9 protein-coding genes and 1 pseudogene are annotated in these 21,690 nt (G+C 62.7%); 1 reads left to right on the top strand and 9 read right to left on the bottom strand.

Annotated elements, in window-relative coordinates; translation table 11 throughout:
* Positions 1 to 57: 57 nt before the first annotated feature.
* From CHU71_RS10535 to CHU71_RS10495, 9 genes and pseudogenes are all read right to left on the bottom strand, one after another.
* A complete protein-coding gene (locus tag CHU71_RS10535) occupies positions 58 to 2,142 on the bottom strand; it encodes a M3 family metallopeptidase (RefSeq protein ID WP_147761029.1) in 2,085 nt (694 codons plus the stop codon).
* Between the two features lie 52 nt (positions 2,143 to 2,194).
* Positions 2,195 to 3,568: a PepSY domain-containing protein gene (locus tag CHU71_RS10530; RefSeq protein ID WP_147761028.1), complete on the bottom strand. Its 1,374-nt coding sequence runs from the start codon at positions 3,566 to 3,568 to the stop codon at positions 2,195 to 2,197.
* A gap of 446 nt (positions 3,569 to 4,014) precedes the next feature.
* Positions 4,015 to 5,601 (bottom strand): hypothetical protein, encoded by a 1,587-nt coding sequence (locus CHU71_RS10525; protein ID WP_147761027.1) that lies wholly within the window; start codon positions 5,599 to 5,601, stop codon positions 4,015 to 4,017.
* Positions 5,598 to 8,975, bottom strand: coding sequence for a DUF5682 family protein (locus CHU71_RS10520; RefSeq protein WP_187272073.1), 3,378 nt, complete (start codon positions 8,973 to 8,975; stop codon positions 5,598 to 5,600). The genes CHU71_RS10525 and CHU71_RS10520 overlap by 4 nt, the downstream gene beginning before the upstream one ends.
* A complete protein-coding gene (locus CHU71_RS10515) occupies positions 8,972 to 10,072 on the bottom strand; it encodes an AAA family ATPase (protein WP_147761025.1) in 1,101 nt (366 codons plus the stop codon). The genes CHU71_RS10520 and CHU71_RS10515 overlap by 4 nt, the downstream gene beginning before the upstream one ends.
* Entirely contained in the window at positions 10,069 to 14,673 is a 4,605-nt protein-coding gene (locus CHU71_RS10510; RefSeq protein WP_147761024.1) for a hypothetical protein, read from the bottom strand. The genes CHU71_RS10515 and CHU71_RS10510 overlap by 4 nt, the downstream gene beginning before the upstream one ends.
* Positions 14,670 to 19,214, bottom strand: coding sequence for a hypothetical protein (locus tag CHU71_RS10505; RefSeq protein WP_147761023.1), 4,545 nt, complete (start codon positions 19,212 to 19,214; stop codon positions 14,670 to 14,672). The genes CHU71_RS10510 and CHU71_RS10505 overlap by 4 nt, the downstream gene beginning before the upstream one ends.
* On the bottom strand, positions 19,207 to 20,094 hold the full coding sequence (locus tag CHU71_RS10500; protein ID WP_147761022.1) for a DUF4132 domain-containing protein: 888 nt from the start codon (positions 20,092 to 20,094) through the stop codon (positions 19,207 to 19,209). Before CHU71_RS10500 ends, CHU71_RS10505 begins: the two co-directional genes overlap by 8 nt.
* 159 nt (positions 20,095 to 20,253) lie before the next feature.
* Positions 20,254 to 20,760 (bottom strand): annotated as a pseudogene (locus CHU71_RS10495) (NADP-dependent isocitrate dehydrogenase); the annotation flags it as partial.
* Between the two features lie 580 nt (positions 20,761 to 21,340).
* Between CHU71_RS10495 and CHU71_RS10490 the strand changes: the two are divergent.
* Positions 21,341 to 21,634, top strand: a complete 294-nt coding sequence (locus CHU71_RS10490) for a lactococcin 972 family bacteriocin (protein ID WP_080969947.1) — start codon at positions 21,341 to 21,343, stop codon at positions 21,632 to 21,634.
* The last annotated feature ends 56 nt before the right edge of the window (positions 21,635 to 21,690 follow it).

Raw genomic sequence — 21,690 nt, 5'->3', positions numbered from 1 at the left:
TGTGGATAACTCAGGAGCTCGCCGCAAGTTATCCACATTCGCAAGCTAGCTGGCTAGTTAAGAGCCCAACAAACCGCGGCGGCGCAGCAAGGGCTGCACGTCCTTGTCGCGTCCGCGCAGCTCGCGGTAGACCTCGGTGAAATCGCGCGAGGCGCCCTTAGACAGGATGAGTTCGCGGAACTTTTGGCCAGCTGCGCGGGCTTTAGCATCGTCCCCGTCGGCCGAGTCTGCCGCGCCGACTTCCTTGAACCAGGAGAAGCCGTCGGCGTCGAGGACCTCAGCCCACAGGTAGGAGTAGTAGCCCGCGGAGTAACCGCCGGCGAAGATGTGATTGAAGTACGTCGAGCGGTAACGCGGCGCGATGAGCGGGTTGTTCAGCCCGGCTTTGGCTAGCGCGTCCTTTTCAAACTGCTCGATGCTCGCGGCCGTGAGCTGGGCAGCTTCCTCGCGCGAGAGCGAGTGCCACGCCAAGTCCACAATCGACGCCGCCAAGTACTCCACCGTGCCGAATCCCTGACCGAACTCGCTGCCAGCCGTGACTGCTGCGAGCATCTCGTCGGAGATAACCTCGCCGGTATCAACATGGCGCGCGTAACGCTTCACCAGTGCCGGCTCTAATGCCCAGTTCTCGTTGATCTGCGAGGGGAACTCCACCCAATCGCGCGGGACGTTGGTGCCGGCGAAGGTGGGGTAGCGGACGTCGGAAAGCAGCCCGTGCAAAGCGTGGCCGAACTCGTGGAAGACGGTGTGCAGCTCGTCGAGGCTCAGCAGCGGCTGGGAGCCGTCGGCAGGCTTGGTGATGCCCATGACATTGACGATGACCGGCTTGCGCTCCAGTAGACGGGACTGCCCCACGAACTCGCTCATCCATGCGCCGCCGCGCTTGGTGGGGCGCCCGAAGTAGTCGGTAAGGAGAAGACCGATCCCGTGCGAGTCCTTCTCCAGGTGCGGGTCGATATCTACGTGCGGGACGTTCCCGTCCCGCACCTCCCACACGCGAACCCCCTCCGCGTAACCCTCGAGGTCATCGCGCGGGATAACGGTGATGCCGTAAAGGCGCTCAGCGGCGGCGAAGACGCCCTTCTCTAGGACCTGGTCCAGCGGGAAGTACTTGCGCAGTTCTTCCTCATCGAGGGAGAAATCGCGGGCGCGGACCTTAGATTCCCAATACGGCCAGTCGGCGGCGGTGAAGCCCTGGCCGTTGAGTGTTGCTTCCTCTGCGAGGAGCTTCTGCTCGCCTTCGGCGTTGGCCGCGGCGGCGGGGGCGAGGTCGAAGAGCATGGTGCGGGCGGCGTCGGCAGTCGCAGCGGTTTCTTCGGCGATCACGTAGTCGGCATGGGAGGCAAAGCCCAACAGCTCGGCGCGTTCGGCGCGCAGCTGGACGGCCTCGATGAGACCTGGGATGTTGTTCTCGGAGCCCCTGCTTGTCGACGCCCCATACAACCTCCCCCTCGCATCCTCCCGCGCCAGACGGCTCAGCTCTGATTGCACGGTCGGCAGCTCTAGCGGGATGACATAGCCTTCGCGGCCGAGCGCCTCGGCATCGGCCTTGGCGGAGGCGATGCGCTCTGCAGGCAGCCCCTCGAGTTCCTCTTCGGTGAAGGAGACCGCGCGCTCGCGGGTAGACGCCATGAGGTTGCGGCCGAATTCTTCAGAGAGCGCGGAGAGGCGCTGGTTGATTTCGGACAGGCGGGCCTTGCCAGCCGCGTCGAGGTCGGCGCCCTTGCGGGCAAAGGTGCGCAGGAGGTGGTCGTGGAGGCGCTGGCCTTCCGCGTCGTCGGCAGGCGGCGTGGCCTCCTTGATGCGCGCGTAGAGCACCTCGTTTTGGTAGACCGCGTCATAGTGCGCGGATAGGCGCGGGTAGATGTCGGCGGCGATCTCCTCCATTTCATCGGTGACGTCCGTGCCGGAGAGGTTGCTAAAGACGGCTATGACGCGGTCGAGATCCTGCCCGGAGCGCTCGAGCGCCTCCACGGTGTTTTCCCACGTGGGGGCGGCGGGGTTGTCGGTGATGGTGGCGATTTCGGCGTCGTGAAGCGCGAGTGCTTCGTCGAAGGCAGGTCGGTAGTGCTCTACCTTGATGTCTGCAAAGGGTGGGAGCTGGTAGGGCAGCGTGGAGGGAGTCAGCAGTGGGTTAGTCATAAGAAACTACCGTACCTAATAAGCTCCGCCCTATGTGATGGCTTTCACTAATCTATCCGGCCGGAACCGGTGTGCGCTCCTTGCGCGGGGCGGTGGCACGGTTTATCAAGATGACATCGAGAACCAGGAATGCTGCCAAGGTGATTCCTAAGAGCGGCAAGAAGACACCCACGGTAGCGGCGAAAAGCGCGCCCAGTCCTGTGGTGGCCCAGGAGAAGTGAGCGGTCGGGAGGAAGCGTGGGCGGCGTTTCCACCACATGTAATAGCCCAGCACCACGAGAGCGGCGGTGGCGAGGCCCAAGGCGAGCAACGCAATCTGCAGCGGCAGGCCGAACATGATGCCCATGTGCAGGTAGATGCCCCAGCTGCTGAGCTTGCTAAACAACGGAAGGCTGGAGAAAGGCTGGCGGTCGATGACCTCACCGGTGGAGCCGTCCACGGAAATAGCATCGGAGGTGGTGCGCCATTCGACCCAACGCTCGCTGACCTGCCAGGCGGAGTGGGCGTCCTCCGGCGGGTACAGGCGCAGCGGGCCGGTCAGTCCCTCGGCGCGGCCGGTGGCGAGGACGCGCTCAGCCTCAGCAGCCACGCTGGCGCTTTCCGACGTCCCACTCATGTGGCCGCCATGTCCCTCATGGCCTTCGTGGCCGGTGTGCTCATGCGTTTCTGTACTTGCGCCGGGGAGGGCAGTTTCAATGGGGGTGGCCTTCCAGTGCATACGTTCCACGAGGGAGTTGACGTTGTCGCCGGCCAGGCCCGACCAGGTGATGCCAGTAGCAGACAGTCCAAGCAAGCCGATGAATATCCAGGCACCGATGGTGGAGTGGAGGCGCGTAGCCTTCGAGCGTGCGGAGCGCTTCGGCTGCTGTTGCGTGGTCTTTGCGGTTGCCTTGTTCTTGGGGCGGCGGCGAATCCACCACATGTAGAGCCCGCCGCAGGCCATGATCCACAGCCAGGAGGCGGCCAGCTCCGAGTAGAGCTCACCGACCTTGCCGAGGTGGAAGCTTTCGTGCAGGGAGGAAATCCAGCGGCGCAGCGGCATCTCACCCAGCCCGGAGTAGGTGGGGTAGTCCCCGATAACCTCGGCGTTGGCGGGGTTAATGAAGATGGTGCGCTGGAGGCTTTCGTCAATGCTTTCATCGGAGACCAACACGCGCGTCGAGTCTGTGGGCGTAGTCGCGGGCCACACCTGGGTCACAGGCATATCTGGGTGCTCGTGTTGCGCGGCCTGGATTTGCTCCTCCAAGCTCACGGGGCGTTCAACCGCCGGAACGTTCATGACATCGCGGTACACCACCTTCTCTAAGGTGGGTGCCATGGCGTAGAGGCAGCCAGTCAATGCCGCGACGAGGATGAAGGGGCCGACGAACATGCCGCCGTAAAAGTGAATGCGCTGAATGAAAGATCGCAGAGCCGTCCGACTCATATGTAGTGCTCTTTTCAGGGTCTTTGATGAAGGCCCTTACTCAACGTTCGCGGGGCGCTCAGTAAAGGGCGATGGACAGGCGCTGATATCAACTGCACTAGTAGTCGGAGGCGATGGTTTCTCGGTTCCCGAAAATTGAAAAACTTTTTAACTAACTGGGTTCCTCGGTGTTCAAAGGATGAAAACGCGCGAAGTAAGGCGCGAGAAGCAAGAAACAGTCAAGAAAAAGTCTTCGCAGCTCAACGGATAAAAATAGCGTAGCGGAGTGCTGTTTTAGGCCTGTTTGTGGTTAATGAAGCAAGAAGCGCAGAATTACTTCTTCAGACCATCAATGATCTCATTGAAGGCAGCAACCGAGCGCATGGTCTGATTGAGCTTCTCCTCGCTCGGGGCGTCCTTGGTCTGGATGGCGCGCTAGATGTCGCCGGCCTCGACGTCGTGCTCGATCAGCACACTGCGGCGACAGCGATCCAACGGCGGGGGATGCCGCGGGGATCAGGGCGGAAGCGGCCATCGAAATCGTGGGAGCCGGCTGCGGCAGCCTGGGCAAGCTGTTCAAGGAGGTCGGCGCGGTGGCCACTGGCGTTGGCACGCAACCAGGCGGCATCTGCCATGATGCGTTTGCGGTTCGTGCCAGCTACAGCGCGCCGGCCTTGCCGTGCGACGGCATCGCGCCAACGCTGCAAGACCGTCTCTGGTTCGATCTGCGAGCGGGTGACCACCACTGGCTTCGCGTCCTGGGGAACGCCGAGCCAGTGAGTGTGGGGGCGGTCAAGACCTGGGAACACCCAGGTGTCTTCGTGGGCGAGGCCGATGAGGATCCACGGGGTTCGGCCTTGCTCCCAGGCGTGGCGCTTGCGCATTCGCAGCTGCACCGTCACGTCGGCTGCACTTGCCAGCACCCGTAGGGCAGGAACGCCGAGTCTTTCAGCGGTGGGGCTGGCTTGGCAGCGCAATGGCCCTTCGTTGGTGTCAAAGACGAAGACAGGGTGCATGCCGTCATCCTCGACCCCGCGGAAAACAGCTTCGCCGAACCACCAGTCGTGCGCGGGAACGACAGTGGTGTCTGGGGTGCGGGTGCTGGCGCGGACCTGGCTCCCGCGCCCCAGCCTGCCATCAGCGGAAGCTGTGGCGTTGGTGAGCAGCACACCGGTGCGGGCGGCGTCGCGGTGCGGGAGGCCCAACTGGCCCAGCCCGGTGTCGGCGCGGTAGGCTTGGGCGATTTGCTGTTCACCGCCCGGGAGCACAGTGGAGAGCTCCCAGACTTGGCCGTTGCGCTCGTCCACCATATAGGTGATCACCCCGGCATAACCTGATGCGGTGAGCAGCGGCTCCGAGGCCCACCCACGAAGTTTCAGGTTCCCCACCGGACTGTAGGTGCGGCGCGCAGTGCCAACGGCATCAAGGCTCAGCGTTCCGGTGTCATGGCCGTGGCGGAGCCGGTGGGTGGCCAATGCGGCTTCTACCAGTACGGAAACCGCGGCCTGCGTAACGTGGCTGTCTCCGTAGCCGAGCCGGCCGGTGCCGAGGTGCCCGTGCAGCACCGCGAACTGTGCGGCCAGCAGCGGCAGCTTGTGCACGCGAGCAGCTGCCACCACGCGCAACACGGCTGCCCGGTCACCGGCGGTGAGCCCGCCGAGCCCGCGGTTAAGAAGTCCAGTGAGGCACGATTCGGCGAGCTCGAGGGTGGACAACTGGTCGTGGGTGAGCGTCAGTGGAGCATCGGCGGGCTCGGAAGGAGCAGAAGGCTCGGAAGGTTCGGAAGACTCAACGACCGTCGGTGGGCAGTTGACCAGCACCTGCGCGAGATGGAGACAACGCGGGCTGAGCAGACAGTCGCATTCGGCGCTATCGGGCGAAGTGAGGCTGACGGTGGCACTTCCGACAGTGATGGTGGTGCTGTCGGTACCGGTCTCAACGGTCCAGGAGTCGGGGTCAGCATTGTCGAGGCGTTTCTGCAGGCGAGCTGGAAGCGCTTCAATCGTGGCAGCGACGAAGGCCGGGTCCATGGGAGGAAGGTTGGCACGGGTCATGGGTTCACCTGCTCTGCCACCCACCGCGCCAGCGCTGTCGGGGAGACAGCGGAGACAGACATACCGGCGTTTGCAGCGCGCTGGGCGATCATCGTGTTATAGCGTGCGGTACCTGAATCATCCAGCGCGGCGCACCCGAGGAGCCGAACACCGGAGGTGTGCATCGATTCGATGCGGGCCAGCATCTGGGACACTGATCCGCCTTCCTCGAAATCGCTGATCACTACGAGCATGGTCCGGGACGGCACAGTGACGCGTTCTTGGGCGACGGAAAGTGCGCCGGCAATATTAGTGCCACCACCGATGTGGATTTCGAGGAGCAGAGACAGAGGGTCGTCGACGTGTTCAGTGAGGTCGATGACTTGGTGGGAGAAGGCGAGGAAGGTCACCGACAAAGCGTCCACTCCGGCGAGAATGGAGGAGGTCATCGCGGCGAAGACGGTGGAGGGTTCCATGGAGCCGGAGACGTCGACAAGCACGATCACGTGCCATTCGGCGCGACGTGCTATGGGCTGGCGGAAAATCGGGGTGGCTACGACGAGCTCCGGGGTGCCTTCGGGCCCGTGCACAGCGTGGCGCAGGTTCCTGTGGATGGTGCGGGCGGCGTCCAAGCGCGGGGAGGGGCGAGTGGAAGGCCGCCACCCTTGCAGGCCACGCAGCGCCGGGCGCATTCGTGAAGCCAGGGCCTGAGAAAGCTCCGCGACCATGCGGCGCAGCATCGGACGCAGTTTAATCAGCGCTGATTCGGGCATGCCGCCGGCGAGGGTGAGGACGTCGTTGAGGAGTTCGACGGAGGCGCGGGGTTGGACGTCGAGCAGTAAATCCATGCCGAGCGGATTGCGCGAGGTGACTGCGGTCGCGGCAATGTCTTCGCGTACCTCCTCGCCGAATAACTCATCGAGGTCTGAAGCCCATTCGCGTGCTGTGGGGTAGCCGGGCTCCGTGCCACCACGCCCGCCCAATGATCCAGCGGCGCCCCCTTCGCCGGCACCGCTGCCGTAGAGCTGGTCCAGGCTGCGAGCCAAGCGGCGGTGCTGCGGATCGGTCAGTTCGTGGTGGCGTCGACCCAGCACGAGTGCCCATCGCTGCTCCGGTGCCAAGGCCGCAGAAGCAAGCCCGAGCCGCTGGAGACGTTCCCACGCGGCGAGGTCTTCGGAAGCCCAGCGGCCACGTTCTTCAGCTGGGACGTGGCTCGGGCGCACACGGTTGGCGCCAAGTGCTTCCATCAGACGCTCGCGCTCGGCGGCAGACATCGGGTCGAAGCCAGCACGCAGCGCCGGAAGTCGCGCGATGAACAGGGCTTCTTCGAGGTCCTCGACACCGGAGCGGAGGTCATCGAGGAGAACGTGGTCGTCCGCAAGCAAATCCGGGCTGGCGGTAATAAGGCCGGTGAGCCAGCGCCCTAGATCGTGGCGGGCATCAGTACTAGAGGCACTGCGGATCCGGCCCGCGATGCTGGGCACATCATCCAAGTGCTGGTCGAGACGCTGCAGCAAACCGGTAGCCGCGCCCTGCATGAGCGGCGAAGCAGTGGAGGCGAAGTTCTTAAGCGAGTGCGCCAGGCGCATCCCCACATCGGTGTGGCGAAGGGCGACGAGGCGACCCAAAGCGCTGGCATCGGCCGGGTCATCACTGCCGATAAGCCCGTTGACCTGGGCGACTGCAGCATCGCTGAGAATCTCCAGGGCACCGCTTATCGACGCCCCACGTTCCACCTCCGCCATGCCCGCCACCGTGCCCTCGCCGATAGCGGCGAGCACCTCGATGGCCTCGACCAAGGCGTCAACCCCGGCGCGGGCAGGGAGTTCCTCCTGCACAGCAGCAAGCCACCAGTCGAATTCACTGGCCAATCCGGCTGCGGCGGCATCAGACAAGCCCGCCACCAAGGCAGCCGGTTCCGGGTCCGCGCCGGGACGCCGTGTGCGCAGCACGCCTTCCGCGGCTTGGGTGACGGTTACGCCGAAGGTGCTGACATGGGCGAGGCTGGCACTTGTTGTCGCGTCGTAGTGCACCGTCCATTTTGTGCTCACCGCCTGGGCACCGCCGATCCCGGTCACCTCGGTGGATGTGCCGTAGGAGATGCGGGCGACCCGGCAACGTTGCAAGAACACCTCGCGGCGGGCATCCAGCGTCTTTGATGCCGAGGAACCGTTGGCGCGCAGTGGTGCCAAGACCAGTTCACGCGGCGAGTCATCAGGACCCGGTAGACGCAGGGTAGAAAGGTCTTCCTCGAATGCGAGAACCAGCCCGGACTGCGGCGTTCCGGGGGCGAGCGAGCCGCGGGCGCTGCCGATCAGAACCTCTGTGGCGGCGCGGGCCACCACACGGCCACGCCCGAGCACATCGCCTTGTGCGAAGACAGATGTGCAGGCTTCCAGCACCTCGCGGCGCCCCGGCACAGGCAGCCCGCGCAATGCCGCGAGATCGAGTGCCATCCGGTGGGCCTCGCGAATTTCAGCTGGACCGCATGGGTGGCCGCAGGTGCGGATGCCCGCCGCCAATTGGGTGAGTAAACCGGCCACAGCATCCTCAAAGGCAGACACGCTGTCGCCGTGGAGCAGCACGGCGCGTTGCCAGCGAGGATCACGGATGCCAGATGGGTAGCCGGAACGGGAATCGAGCAGCGCGTGGGAGTAGGGGACCAGGCTCGCCGTCGTCGAGCGGGGTGCAGGCAACGAATCGAGTAATGCCCGGTCGGACTCCACTTCAGCGTTAACGAGCTCATCGGTCAGCGCAGGACTATGCCACGCGCCGGTTACGGCGGCCACGTGTGGGCCGTGTGCTGCGCGGGCGCGCCGGATCCCCTCGCGCATCGACGCCTCTCGCGCAGTTGTTTCCGTATTGACGGCTTGCTCGTGCCGGAAAGCCCATCCGAAGGCAAGGCCACTGCGACGCACGGCTTCGGGGTCTGCGCCAGTAGAGGGAACTTCGACAAGGCGGTCCCAGGCATCGTCGGGGTGTTCGGCGCGCACGTGAGCGTCGATAAGCATGCCCAGATTGATGCTTGATTCTGCTGAAGCAGAGGGCCGCGCTGAGGGGGAGAGGTCCGCGCAGATCACCGGCACCCCGCGCGAGCGCGCCCACCGCAAAGCGACGAGCTCCGGGCTGAAATCGGACAAGGGCCAGAAACCGATTCGACCGTCATCATCAGCTACCGCGAAAGCGAGCGGCGCCTTAGTCTCCGGGTGGGCGATCCACTCACACCAATCCTGCGCCTCAGTAGGCAATTCCAACACAATCGCGTCCGGGTGGGCCGTATCCAGCGCTCGCGGCAGCACGCGCGCGAGTGACGGCGAATGGTGGCGCACACCGACAAGGAAGACAGGATCGAGCGCTAGCTTATCGACGATCCCCGCAACATCCACTCCCGTCATGCCAACTCGTCGCGTTGATCCCATAGCGTGCGCCACGGTGTTGCGCCTTCTTGCGCCCGGCGGTGAACAACTGCGTCCCAGTACCCGCGCAAACGGTCTGCATCAGACGCGTCGTCCTTGCGGACGACGCCGAGCAGGTGCCCAGCCACGTCGCGCAGACCGTCGCTGTGGGAGGGGAAATATGAGGCAGCCAGGGCTATCGACGTGCTCACGGAGACTGCTTCGGCAGTGGAGAGAACCGTGGTGGGCTTTTCCACCGGCCATCCTTCGCGGCTGAGCCCGGCACGCAGGTCGCGGAAGGCGGTGACGAGGACTTCGACAACAACTTCGTCGACAGGTGCGTCGATGTGCGCGGCGTCTAGCGCCCGGCGGGTCTGCGCGGTGACCAGCGCGATCTCCGCGTCAAGGTCAGCGATGGGGTGGACTGTTTCGAAGCTGAAGCGGCGCTTCAACGCGGCACTCATTTCGGAGACGCCGTGATCGCGTAGATTCGCCGTGCCGATCAGACCGAAGCCCTCGGCGGCCGCCACCGACGTATCGCCGAGTTCGGGTACCGCGATGCGACGCTCCGATAGGAGGGAGACCAGTGAGTCCTGGACCTCCGGAAGGCAGCGGGTGATCTCCTCGACGCGGGCGACCGCGCCGGTTTCCATCGCCCGCATCACCGGGCTAGGCACCAGCGCCTCCGGGGTCGGGCCCTTGCCCAGCAGCATCGCGTAGTTCCAGCCGTAGCGCAGCTGATCCTCCGTGGTACCTGCGGTGCCTTGCACCACCAGGGCGGAGGTGCCACAGATCGCGGCCGACAGCAGCTCGGAGAGCATGGATTTGGCGGTGCCTGGCTCGCCGACGAGCATCAGCCCCCGCGAGCCGGCCAGCGTAATCACGCAACGCTCCACCAGCGATGGATCACCGACGTATTTTGGCGCGATGGTCAGCTTGGACCGCCCCGCCTTCAGATCCGTTCCACCCATGATGAAAGTGACCACGGCCTGCGGCGTGAGCTTCCACCCCGGCGGGCGGTTGCCGGTGTCCCAGCGCTCCAAGAATTCGAGTTCATCGGCGAAGCGATCCTCTGCGAGCTCGATCTGGTGCGTCATCGGCGTCTCCTCCTTGTGGTCTCCAGTTCTGCGAATTGCGGCGCGTCGTCGCTCTGGGAGCGCTCCCAGCACTTAGCGAACCATTCCGTCGGCGGCAGGGGCGCGACAGCGATGCCCAGCTGCGGCTCGAACTCTCCCTTGAGCCCAGTTTGCTCGATGCCGAATGCGGGTAGCTTCCACACCTCGATCGGGAGCTGCCCGTCTGACTTGTGCACTTTTTCTACCCATCCGCCGGGCAAGAAATAGCTGCGGCCCGAGCGAGGGCGCTTGCCTTCGACGACTTTACCGGCGGTAACGAGTTCGGAACCGGCGCGGACGATATCGGCCTTCTTCCAGGCGTTCCAGCGGCGGATATTCTTGTCTGTCGGGTCGGGCCAGGCCAGCAGCTGCAGGTAGTAGCGGGCCGCATCTTCGCTGACTCCCAATGTGTTTGCCGCTGTCGCCACGAGTTCGGGAGCGGAGACGAGCGGGTCGCGCGGCTCTCCCTCGCCCGGCTGCTTCAGCCATTCCGCGTAGGTAGTGAGGACACCGTGTGCGCGGAGGTCCACCGCCGCAACGCGCGTCCTGCTGGTGCCGAAAAGGCAGTCCTTTACCCATTCGCGTGCCAGATCCAGGTCGCGGCACGGCTCGTCGACATCTGAGAGATCGACGAAGATCACATCCCCGTCATTTTGCTGTTCAACTGCGAACCGGCCTGCTTGCAGATCTTTGCGGTTCGTGTCGCCTTCGGCGCGTTTCGGCGCACCGATCGCGCTGCGAATTGCGTCATCGTCCTCGCCGACGCCGGCGATAGCTACGTTGATTGCCTCGACGCCCCGCGGGGAGTTGTGCAGCCGCTCGGCATGGTCGGCCAGCGCAGGGCGCAGCGGATCGGTCATGTCCAGCTCAGTCGCGAGCCAGATCAGAGCGCCGACCTCTTGGGCCCAATCGTCGGCGTTGTCGGTGTCGAGGTGCTGGCCGGCCGCAATGCTCTGCAGCACGTTCTCCTTCAGCATCTTCGGGATGCGCTCGGCGATGCGCGCCGGCAGCTCGGGCAGGTAGTCCGGCCCGTGCTCTGACCAGTACCGGGCCATGGCGTCGGTGTCCGGGCCGCTGGTCAGCAACTCCTCCGCATCGTCAGGCAAGCCGGCTGCCAGGATCGCCGCGAAGTGGTCGTCGAAGTTTATCAACCGGTCTCGAGCTGCTTTGAGTTCGCCGACCTTCAGGCCCATGGCTGCGCGCAAATCCTTCGGCACGAAATTAGTGTTGAAGGAGTAGAGGTTAGGGAAACCAGCGGCGATCAGGTGGGCGTCGGCAAGCGGGGCGTTAGCTGCGGCAGCGAGAGCCTCGCCCGTAGACGCTGAGTACGGCAGCGGGCCGTCCTGCTCGATGCGTGCGAGCAGTGCGTCGAAGACCGGCTCAAGGTCCGTGCGTGACGGCGCGATGCCAGTTCGGCTCAGTAGCTTCAGGGGTGTGCCATCCGCAGTCATCGGTTCCTCGCCAGCCACACGCACAACCGGGATGATGCGGGAACCACTGTGATCAAGTCGCACCGCCCGCGGCGGCAGCTGCTGCTTGCTTCCTGGCGTATACGGCCCAGAATCGTACGATTCAAACACGAGGTTGTCAGCCGCGAGCGCTCCGGCGTCCCGCAGCACAATCCACAGCTCCTTCAGCGCCTGCACTTCGTCCGCGGTACGGCCGGGAGATGCCGCGGAAACAAGCAGGCCATCGCCGTGACCGAGCAGTTTCATCCAGTCGTTTGAGCCGAGGCCGCGGTTGTGGGTGTACCCCTTCTCAGGGACATAGCGGTCGTGTATTCCCAAAATTGCCGCGCCTTGCCAGATATCCATCGCGTCGAAACGCTCGAGGGAAGACCTCGTGAAGGGACGGAGCACGTCACGGTGCTCGGCGAACGTCGGCGCCCCGGTTAGCTCCTCCGCCCGCGTGCCGCTGTTCTCCTGCGGCCAGGTCGTCGCCGCCTCGTGTGCAACGGACGCAATCGCGTAGCGCAGAACTGGGTCGTCAATATCGAGCAGGTCGCCGACAAATTCGCACATGCGCTTATCGACGCCGCCGTCGCCCCCACGTGCCTGTTCCACCAGGGGGCGGACCTCATCGGCAGTGATTTTCCGCAGCTTCTCGCTTGTCTCGGGCTCGCGCACGCGAAAGTGGTGCCACAACATCTTCGGGTAGAAGCGCGTGCCGCGCACCGCCACCGGGGTCATGTCGTCCGGATCCACAACGACAGCATCTATGCGTTCATTAGTGAGAATCCACCGTCCGCCGTTGGGGCGGCGAAGTGCGCCGATGACTGTGCGCGCGTGCTCGCCGGTGACGGTGAATTCGGTTCCCTCAGCATCGACCAGCAAACAGAAATCGGGGTCGTCGGGACGGGTGAACACAGCATGCCGGTGGAACCCGTCAGCGGTGGAGAAGTGCGATTCCGCGGTCGTGTCCTCCACCGGCCGGTGCTGAGAACGCCGCGGGTCGAGCACTAAATCCGGGTGGCGGCGGCACTGCTCGGCGAACCAGTCGGGCAAGCTCTCGCGGCCAGTGGCCCCGGTGGCTGGATCGACTTCGACCACAGGGGAGACGGTGTCAAGCGGAGAGCGTTCGACGAGCCATACCCGGTCGCCGTCGACGAAGAAATGCTCGCTGCCGCTCGCCAACGTGGAGTCGCCTGGGCGCATCACCGTGTCGGCGCCGAAGATACGCGCGCCGGGTACCGGGACCGAGGCGGTGAGACCGTCGTACGAAAAATGTTTCCATACGCTGGACATGCCCTTGGTGGTATCGTCCCACCACAGCCGCGGATTCGAGTTGGTGTAGGTGGCGAGGCCGAATTGGCCGTCGATTTCCACGGCGCTAAAGAGTTTCTCGCCGGTCCAGTTGGGAATCTCGGTGGCGGTGCGGCCGCACAGGTAGGTAGCGCGGGTATCTTCTCTCACGATGACGCCGGGCCAACAATCTGCGGGGTCTCGCCACAAAGTGAGCTGAATCGGCTCTCCGTACTTCGAGTTGAACTGCTCCAATTCAGGCCAGCCGAGCTCATCGGGCAGGCCGCGGCGCAAGGATTCGGCCAGGGGCTCAGCAGGGTCGCGGTGAATCGCACGGACCCGGTCGAGGAGCGCCTGAATCTCCCGGTCGCCGACGAGCTCGAACCCACGGACAAACGTAGTGGACTGCGTGAGGTGGTCGACGGTAGGCACTCCCGCTTCAAGCTTGTCGACGATCTCCGTGAGCAGCTCCACCACCAACGTCCTGACGTGCGGGTCGGCGGTGAGCACCTCCACGACCTCCGGATGGCCCATCGCATTCTTGATCCCCAGAATGACAGCACCTCGCAGCGATTCGTCCGCCATGAGGTGAGGCAGCGGTGCGCGCTCCGGAAGGCGTGCCCACCTGGTGAGGTCGACGTCCGGTTGCACTGGTGCGTGAGAGAACGAGAAGTTCAGACCACTCGCGAGAACCTGCTCGACGGCTGACGCGGGCAGGAAATGGAGACGGTCTTTAGGCACGACGACGGTGGTGAGACCTGCATGGGGAAGGATGTCTGCGAGAACCGGTGCCAACTGGGTCGACGGCGTAAACGGCCATTTCGTCCACTGCGACTCAAACAGGAGGAGACGCGGCACGAAGTCCGAGTGTGTGCCGTCTTTGACTGCGTCGAGCGCGCCCGTGGCTTCCAGCAGGTGCAGCCACGGGTCGGTGTCCACGTTCCGCGGGAACAGCGTGAGCAAGCGGTCGATGAGCGAGGGGTCGTCCTCGACGGCGCGGCAGATAGCCTTCTCGTAGTTCTTCCAGAAATGCGCGCCGGCCAGGTGGATCGACGGGGCGCGCAGCAGGTCGTGCACGACGCCGACTTCCTCCTCAGCGGTGTCGAAGCCAGCGGCTTTCGCCAGCTTCGCCAACTCCTTCTTCATTCCGGCGTGTGGGCTCATCCCGCCCCTCACACGCTCCACGCACAAGGTGCGGTATGTGCGGTACGCCTCTTCCGGTTCGAGTTGTTCCGCCAGCCGTTTCGCTTCGTTGCCCAGTTCCTTGGTGCTCAGCGCCCCAGCGTAGGCGAATTCCAAGACGGCTTCGGCGTGGCGGGTTTCGTCGATAGGCAGCGAATGGCGGCGCTCCGCGTCACGAGCCTGCGTGAACATCTGCGCGGCGAGCTTACCGTTATCCGCGGCGATGAAGATCCGCCCGGCTTCCTCGAAGAAGGTGGGGAGGAAATGCGGCGCGCTGTTGTCGAGTTTGTCGGCTAAAGCGGCTATCGAGTCCTTGAATTGCTTCGGCTTGCTGCCCGCGTATTTGCCTGCGCGCTCCAAATCGGCGACGAGGTTGAGCGCGTGATGCGCGTTCTCGGGGTCGTTGAGAATCGGCCAGGCGGGAAAGCCGATCGCCCGCCGCCGTGTGTGGCCCACCTCTACACGGCCGGCCGGCTCGAGCCCGGTGACTCCGAGCGCCAATTCTTCGGCTTCTGCAAGCGGCTCGGGTGCGAGCTGAACGATTGTGCGGCCGGAAAGAGCTGCGTGGGTGAATGACGCCGCCACGAGCGGCACCGAGCTGTCCGTCGCATTCTTCGTGATGCCCCCAAGGTTAAGGCGTGTGCTGTCCTCGAATGTCATCGGCGACTCCTACGGTTCGTTTCCAATTCTTCGAATTGCGGCGCGTCCTCGCCCTGGGAGCGCTCCCAACAGGCAGTGAACCATTCCGATGGCGGCAGTGGAGCCACCGACACATTGAGAAGAGGTTCGGCCTTGCTGCGTGCGCCTAGTTTGAAAATGCCAAAGGGCTCCGTCTTCCACGTTTCGATCGGTAGGTGCGGAGGCTGTCCTTCCGTCCAACCGCCAGGCAAGAAGTACTTTCTTTTGGCGCGGGACCGTTTCGCCTCAACGACGACGCCCGCATCGACCAATTCTGCGCCGGCATTGGTGATGTCGGCTTTCTTCCATTCGTTCCAACGGCGCACATTCGCGTCCGTCGGGTCCGGCCAGGCAAGAAGCTGCAGGTAGTACACGGCGGCAATCTCGCTCACGTTCAAAGTGGAGGCCGCTTCTTCCACGAGCTCGGGCACGACGGCGAGCGGATCGTGCGGATCGCCGTCGCCTGGTTCGCGCAGCCACTTCGCATAAGCAGACAGACTGCCCTGCAACAACAGTTTCAGGGCCCAGAGATCACTTGTGGAGCCGGTGCACATGACGGCAAGATCGATGGCCTGCTGCAGGTCAGGATCATCTGCGTCGGTGATGTCGCTCAGATTGACGCTGATTGAGCCGGCACCGGGCCAGGATCCCTCTGTAAATGTGAAGCGTCCTGATTGATAGATCGGATCGCTGGGGTCTTCGAATTTTCTGATAGGCCGGTTGAGGCTGCGGGCGGTGTCCCAATACGCCATGAGAGTACCGAGGTGAATATCTTGGTGTCCATCGGGGGATTTGACCAGCTCCTCTGCGACTTCGGCCAAGGTACTGCGAACCGGGTCCGACATGTCCACCTCGTTGGCCAGCCAGAGCAGCGACTCGACCCTTGAATCCCAACAATCGTCGTGGTTGCCGTCGAGGACGTTGAGAAGAATTCGTGTGGACAGCCCCTTTGGTTTCCGGGCAGAGAGGTCTTCTGGCAGTTGCAGCGGCGCTGCGGGGCCATGCTCGGACCAGTACTCCGCCATCGCCTGTGCATCTAAACCGTTGTCCAGGACAGATGCTGCATCGTCCGGGATGCCTGCGGCGAGCACACGCAAGAAATGCCCGTCGTATCTGCTCAACCTGCTTCTGGCTTCTTCTGCTTCAGCAACCTTGATTCCCATTGCTGTGCGCACATCCTTGGGGATGAAATTCGTTTCATATGTGTGGAAGTTCGGGAATCCGGCCAGGATCAAATGTGCTTCAACCACAGGAGCTCCGGTGGCCGCGGCGAAAGCCTCACCAGGTTCTGGCGACCATGGTTGCGGGCCGTTGTCGCGAAGGCGCTCGATGAGTGCGTCGAAAACTGGCTCAAGATCCGTGCGTGAAGACGTGATTTCCCGCCGGCTTTCAAGCTTGAGAGTATGGCCGTCAATGGTGATGGGGTTTCCTCCGTCGGCACGCGCGACCATGAATTTGTTCCCATAGAACTTTCCTCCGGGCAACGTCAGCGGCGGGAACTTCGTGTGGAGATCCCGGTAGCGTCCGTTGTTCAACAGGTGGTCGATGGTCAAGTGCTCAGCCGACAGGAGATTCGCATCCCTCAGCAGGACCCACAGCTCCTTGAGGGCGTGGGCTTCCTCGAGCGTGCGGCCAGGCATGGCAGCGAGCGCGAGCAATGCGTCGGTGCAGCCTAGCAGCTCTATCCAGTTATTCTTACTGACCCTCCAGGAATCCGGCTTCGGCGGCAATTCTCTGTCGGTCAAGCCGAGCCTTGCTGCCCCGTGCCAGACGCTGAGAGCGTCGATATCGTCCCACCGGTGAACCATGGCGGAAAGGAGGATGTTTTTGTGCTCTTGAATAGCAAGAGTTTTGGATACAGCTGCATCCGGCGATATCCGAACCTCCGGCCATGACCGTGTCAGGGCTGCGGCATGCTGCGCGATTGCGTGGTTCACCGCGTATTTATCGATGTCCAGTAGGTGTCCGACGGTATCGGCAGGATCATCGTTGACGTCGAAATCAGTACAGCGATCAAACACTATGCGCAGATCATCGGCTGTGATCGTGCGCAGTTTGGCGCTGATCTCGAGGTCACGGTGCCTGGTGTGGTGCCACCACATCGCGTTGCTGAACCCGAGTCCGTAGGAAAGCGTGGGTATTCCATCCGATGGGTCGATCACCCACGTGCCCTGTCTCGATGTCGACAGAATGCGTGGCTGCCCATTGGGCAAGCGAATGACACCGAAGACCGAGCGAGCGAGCTCGCCTGTCACCGTGAATTCGGTGCCGTCCGCGTCGACAATGAGGGCGAACTCCGGGTCGCCCTCCCGGCGGAAGACCGCGTGCCGGTGGTAGCCGTCCGCAGTGGAAAACGGGGACTTCTCCGTCTCCTCGCAGACAGGCCGCAACTGGGAGGTGAGGGGATTGAACACGAGGTCGGGGTGGCGGCGGCACTGCTGCTCAAACCAGTCAGGCATTGATTCGCTGCCGGGTGCCCCGGTGTCGGGGTCAATCTCGATGATCTTCTCTTTGTCATTGAGCACCCAGAAACGGCCTCCTTCAACGAAGATTTGCCTGGTGTTGAAGCTCCATGCGGGGTGGTCGGGCCGTACGACCACACTCTCTCCGAGGAGACGACCACCAGGAACGGGGACAGAGGCCTTGAGACCTGCAGTGTGAGGGAAATGCGACACCTTGATATCTAACGGTTCACGCGCACCGGACCAGCTGATTTTGGTCCCGGTAGCGGAACGGTGCCGGGTCACAATAGCGATTTGGCCGTCGGCTTCGGTGACGTCCTTGATCGGTTCACCCGTCCAATTCTGAATCTCGGTGGTGGACTCGCCGACGACAAGAGCGAGTTGCTTGTCGTTGTGCACCACGACTGCGGGCCAGCAGTCCTTCGCCGCGACCCAGTTATCCGGGTCATGTTCATATTTTTCCCCGTAAGCAATCTCGAATTCGGGCCAACCCAGTTCTTCCGGCAGGCCGCGGCGCAGAGTCTCCGCAAGCACCTCGGCGAGGTTTCCGTGGTATGTCCGAACGCGTTCGAGTAGACCTTGGATCTCGGTGTCGTCGACGAATTCAAAGTGGCGGACGAAGTCGGTCACCTCGGTCAAACGGTCTGTTGTCGGCGGTGCCGATTCCAGGGACTCGACCCGTTCCGTGAGCAGCTCGACCACCACGGGATGGAGGTGCGGGTCGGTGGCGATGACGGTGATCTCGTCGGAGTGCTCAAGGGCCCGCTCGATGCCCTGGAACAGGTATTTCCGCAGTTGTTTGCTGGTAGCAAGGTAGGGGAGTGGAGATCGTTTCTCACGGCTCGCCCAGGTTTTGAGGTCGATGTAGGCCAAGCGAAAACTGTTAGTGAAATCGATGGCAACGTCATGGCTCAGCAACTGCTCCCACGCTTCTGCGGGGATTTTGTTCAGCCAACCGTCCGGCACAGCGATAGTTGTGCAGCCGGCGTGGGGAAGAATCTCGTCCAGCAGCGGAGCGAGTTTCTCATTGCTATCCGTGTCCCACAAGATTCGAGTGTCTATTCCCACAATGCGCCGAACGAAATCAGGGTGCTCGCCCTGCTTGACGAGCTCGATAGCCCCGCTGCCGCGGAGAATATCGATCCAGTCGTCGACTTTGATTTCCTCTGGTGACATCGTCAACAAGTGGGCTTGCAGCGTCTCGTCCTGTTTGGCCGCTTTGCGGATCGCGGTCTTGTAATCCTTCCAGAACTTCTGATTAGCGCGAAGGATGGAGGGTACCCGCAGCAGAACTGCGGCCAGTGCAGCTTCCTCGTCGGCGGGTTTCAGTCCCGCCGCTTTGGCCAGCTTCGCCAGGTCTTTCTTCATCCCGGAATAGGGAGTGAGGCCACCGCGGACACGTTCCAGACACAGTGTGCGGAACCGCTCGTATGCCTCTGCAGGTTCCAACCGCTCAGCCAGGTGCGTGGACTCCGCAGTGAGTTCCTTCACGGAGATCGCCCCCGCGACGGCGAATTCCATCATGACGTCACGGTGGCGCTCTTCGTCGATAAGCAATGCGTGCCGACGCTCAACTTCGCGCGCCTTCGTGAACATCTGCGATGCGTACGACGTGTTGCCCGCTTCCAAGAAGATGCGACCGGCTTCTTCCAGGAATGTCGGCAGAAAGTGCGGGGCGCTGGCATCGAGTTTGTCTGCGAGTGTGTTGATCTCTGTCTTCACCGCACCCGGCTTGGATCGGGCCCGCTTGGAAAGTCGTTTCAAGTTGGCGACGAGGTCGATCGCATGCTGCGCATTGTCAGGATCGTTGAGGATCGGCCACTCAGGGAAACCGACTGCGCGCCGGCGAACATGACCGACATGAGTCTGTTCTTTCAGATCAAGCCCCGTTACTGCGAGGGCGGCTTTCTCTGCTTCCAAAAGTGGCTCGGGAACGAGTCTGACAATGGCGCGCTCTGGCAGCAGGCGGTGCGTGAAAGTCGCAGCGACGAGCGGAGACGAGGCAGAATCGGGTGACTGGGTAATACCTCCTTGCACGAGGCGAGAGTGGGTATCATTCATTGTCGCCGTCCTCAATGGTGCGGCCAGCGTAGATTTGCGTGGCCATACGCACACCTTCGCTGTAGGCGACGGGGCCGACCTTGCACACAGGGACGATCTCTCCGTCGATCTCCCATGACAGCTCGCCTGTGTACGTCTCCACTTCGGGGTACTCTTCCGCGCCGAGCCAGTATGCTGCCTCCACGACATGGCCGCCTTCGTAGATGCGGGTTGCCGCGTACCCGCCCTTGATGCTGTACCCGAGCGAGCGGGCGTGCCTTGTTGCGAAGCGAACCTGCTCGAAGTACGCGTCTTCCCAGGCACGAAGGGCAGTGGTTGCCTCGTCCGGCAGCGGATCGGGCATCGCGTACACCGCGCGCTGGAGCTGGTCGAAGCGCTGCTCCACGCCGAGGTCCGTGGCGAATTCGCGCAGCTCGTCCAGATCATCCAGCAGTACTGGGTGTGGGATGAGAATCTCAGCTGCTTCGATGCTGCGGGTTTCGCCGTCCAAGTCCACGATGCCGAGCTTTACTTGTCCGTCCTCTTCGGTCGCGTCTCGCAGGAAGCCTGTTTCGCCGTCACCGTCTGCTGGTTGGATGATGAGGTCGCGCAGCCAGGACTGCCACGCTTCATCCGGCCACACTGCCGCAATGACAGTAGCGGGAACCGGTAACGAGCGCAGCAGCCATGTTTCCACCTGGGCGCCGCATTCTTCGTCATGGGTTTTTAGCCACGTGAGCAGGTTGTCCAACTCGAGGTATTCCTCGGTCTTCTTCACCTTCGCGGGCACGGATTTCAGCTTTTTGCCTTTTGCATTGCGGGCAAGGATTACACCGTCATCAATAGTCAGGGCATAGCCGCCGGTCACGTCGATCCATGTGGATTCTGCAGGATTGCTCATGCCAGCGAATGTACTGGAATTCACATTTGTTAGTGGTGGGGAAGCAGCAAAAGGGTGTGCCCACCCGGCCGGCCTCCAGCGTGCCACCGAGGAAAATCCACAAACCAAAACCCCGGCCGCCGTTCGGAAACGGTGACCGGGGCCGGAATGACCGAGCGCTTACTTCTTCAGGCCGTCAATGATGTCGTTGAAGGCAGCGACCGGGCGCATGGTCTGGTTGAGCTTCTCCTCGTTCGGGGCGTAGTAGCCGCCGAGGTCGACGGGGGAGCCCTGGACGTCGAGAAGCGCCTGCTCAATCTCGCCAGCCTTGGCCTCGAGGGCCTCAGCAACCGGCTTGAAGGCCTCAGCCAGCTCGGCGTCGTCAGACTGTGCAGCCAGCTCCTTGGCCCAGTTGAGGGTCAGGTGGAAGTGAGAACCACGGTTGTCATTCTCGCCCACCTTGCGGGACGGGGACTTGCCCTCATCCAGCAGGGTCTCGGTGGCCTTGTCCAGGGCAGCGGCCAGGACGCCAGCCTTGGCGTTGCCGTTGGTGTTGTGCTCGTGGCGGAAGGACTCAGCCAGGGCCAGGAACTCGCCGAGGGGATCCCAGCGCAGGTGGTTCTCCTCCTGGACCTGCTGGACGTGCTTCGGGGCGGAGCCGCCGGCACCGATCTCGAACAGGCCGCCGCGCTGCGCAACGCGGGGTAGGTTTTCGGGGGCGCGAGGCGGATCCCCTGGAACCCGCCCAAGAAGCAAGAAAGAGGCAAGAAAACGTTTCTCCAGTTAGGAGAGTTTTTGGAGTGGTTTTCGGGCTGTTTTGGTACCCTTTCCCGGTTACGAAGCAAGAAAGATTTTGAGCGCACGGGCCCAGGGATAAGCGTGCGACTGATCTGCGATAGGAGGCCCGGTTCGGTTTTGGGAAGTAGTCCGTATTGGCGGCCCATTTTGGCCGTGAGCGAGGTTCGGGACTTGAGTTTTCGGGAAGGGCCCAGAAAGTAGATGACGATCAGTAAGACCGTTCGATGATGAAGGGATGTTCCAATGGGTAATTGTGAGGGCAGTAACCCGCGCTAAGGGACGCAACCATGCGTGGGCAGTCGTCGCTGCACCGTGTCTGAGAAGCCTCAAAACCGGCGAAAATTGATATTTGATAGTGTTGCACATCACAAAGGTAGGATTTCCTACTTGTCCAACACAAATCCGAGTTTGATAATTGCCATACGGCGGAAGTCCCTCCGCCGCTGAATACCTACCGAAGGGAGAAACTATGAAGATTCAAAATCGAAACCGCATCACTGGTGCAGTTTTGGCGGGTGTGTTGACCTTTGCCGGCACGGGTGTCGCTGGGGCGACGATTGTCAGCATTGACGGAGGAACCTGGGATTACGGCAGTGATTCTTCCACAGTGTGGTCCCACTACTTTCATAACGGCGTTCGACATGGATCTACAGCTGTGGGGAAGTTTCGGTCAGATAGTGGCTGTGTGAACAAGAACGTCTGGTCACGCGCCACTGCTCCGCGTAAGGGACTTGGCAATGAGTCCTTCTACCGTCATTGCTAGAACATGTCCTTTCTGAGATCAAGCCTATTAGCCGTGGGGATATTCGCCACGGCTAT

This window comes from Corynebacterium sp. LK14, assembly GCF_008042215.1.
GTDB lineage: Bacteria > Actinomycetota > Actinomycetes > Mycobacteriales > Mycobacteriaceae > Corynebacterium > Corynebacterium striatum.
The sequence above is the reverse complement of the archived record's forward strand: the minus strand, read 5'-3'. Positions and strand labels throughout refer to the sequence as shown.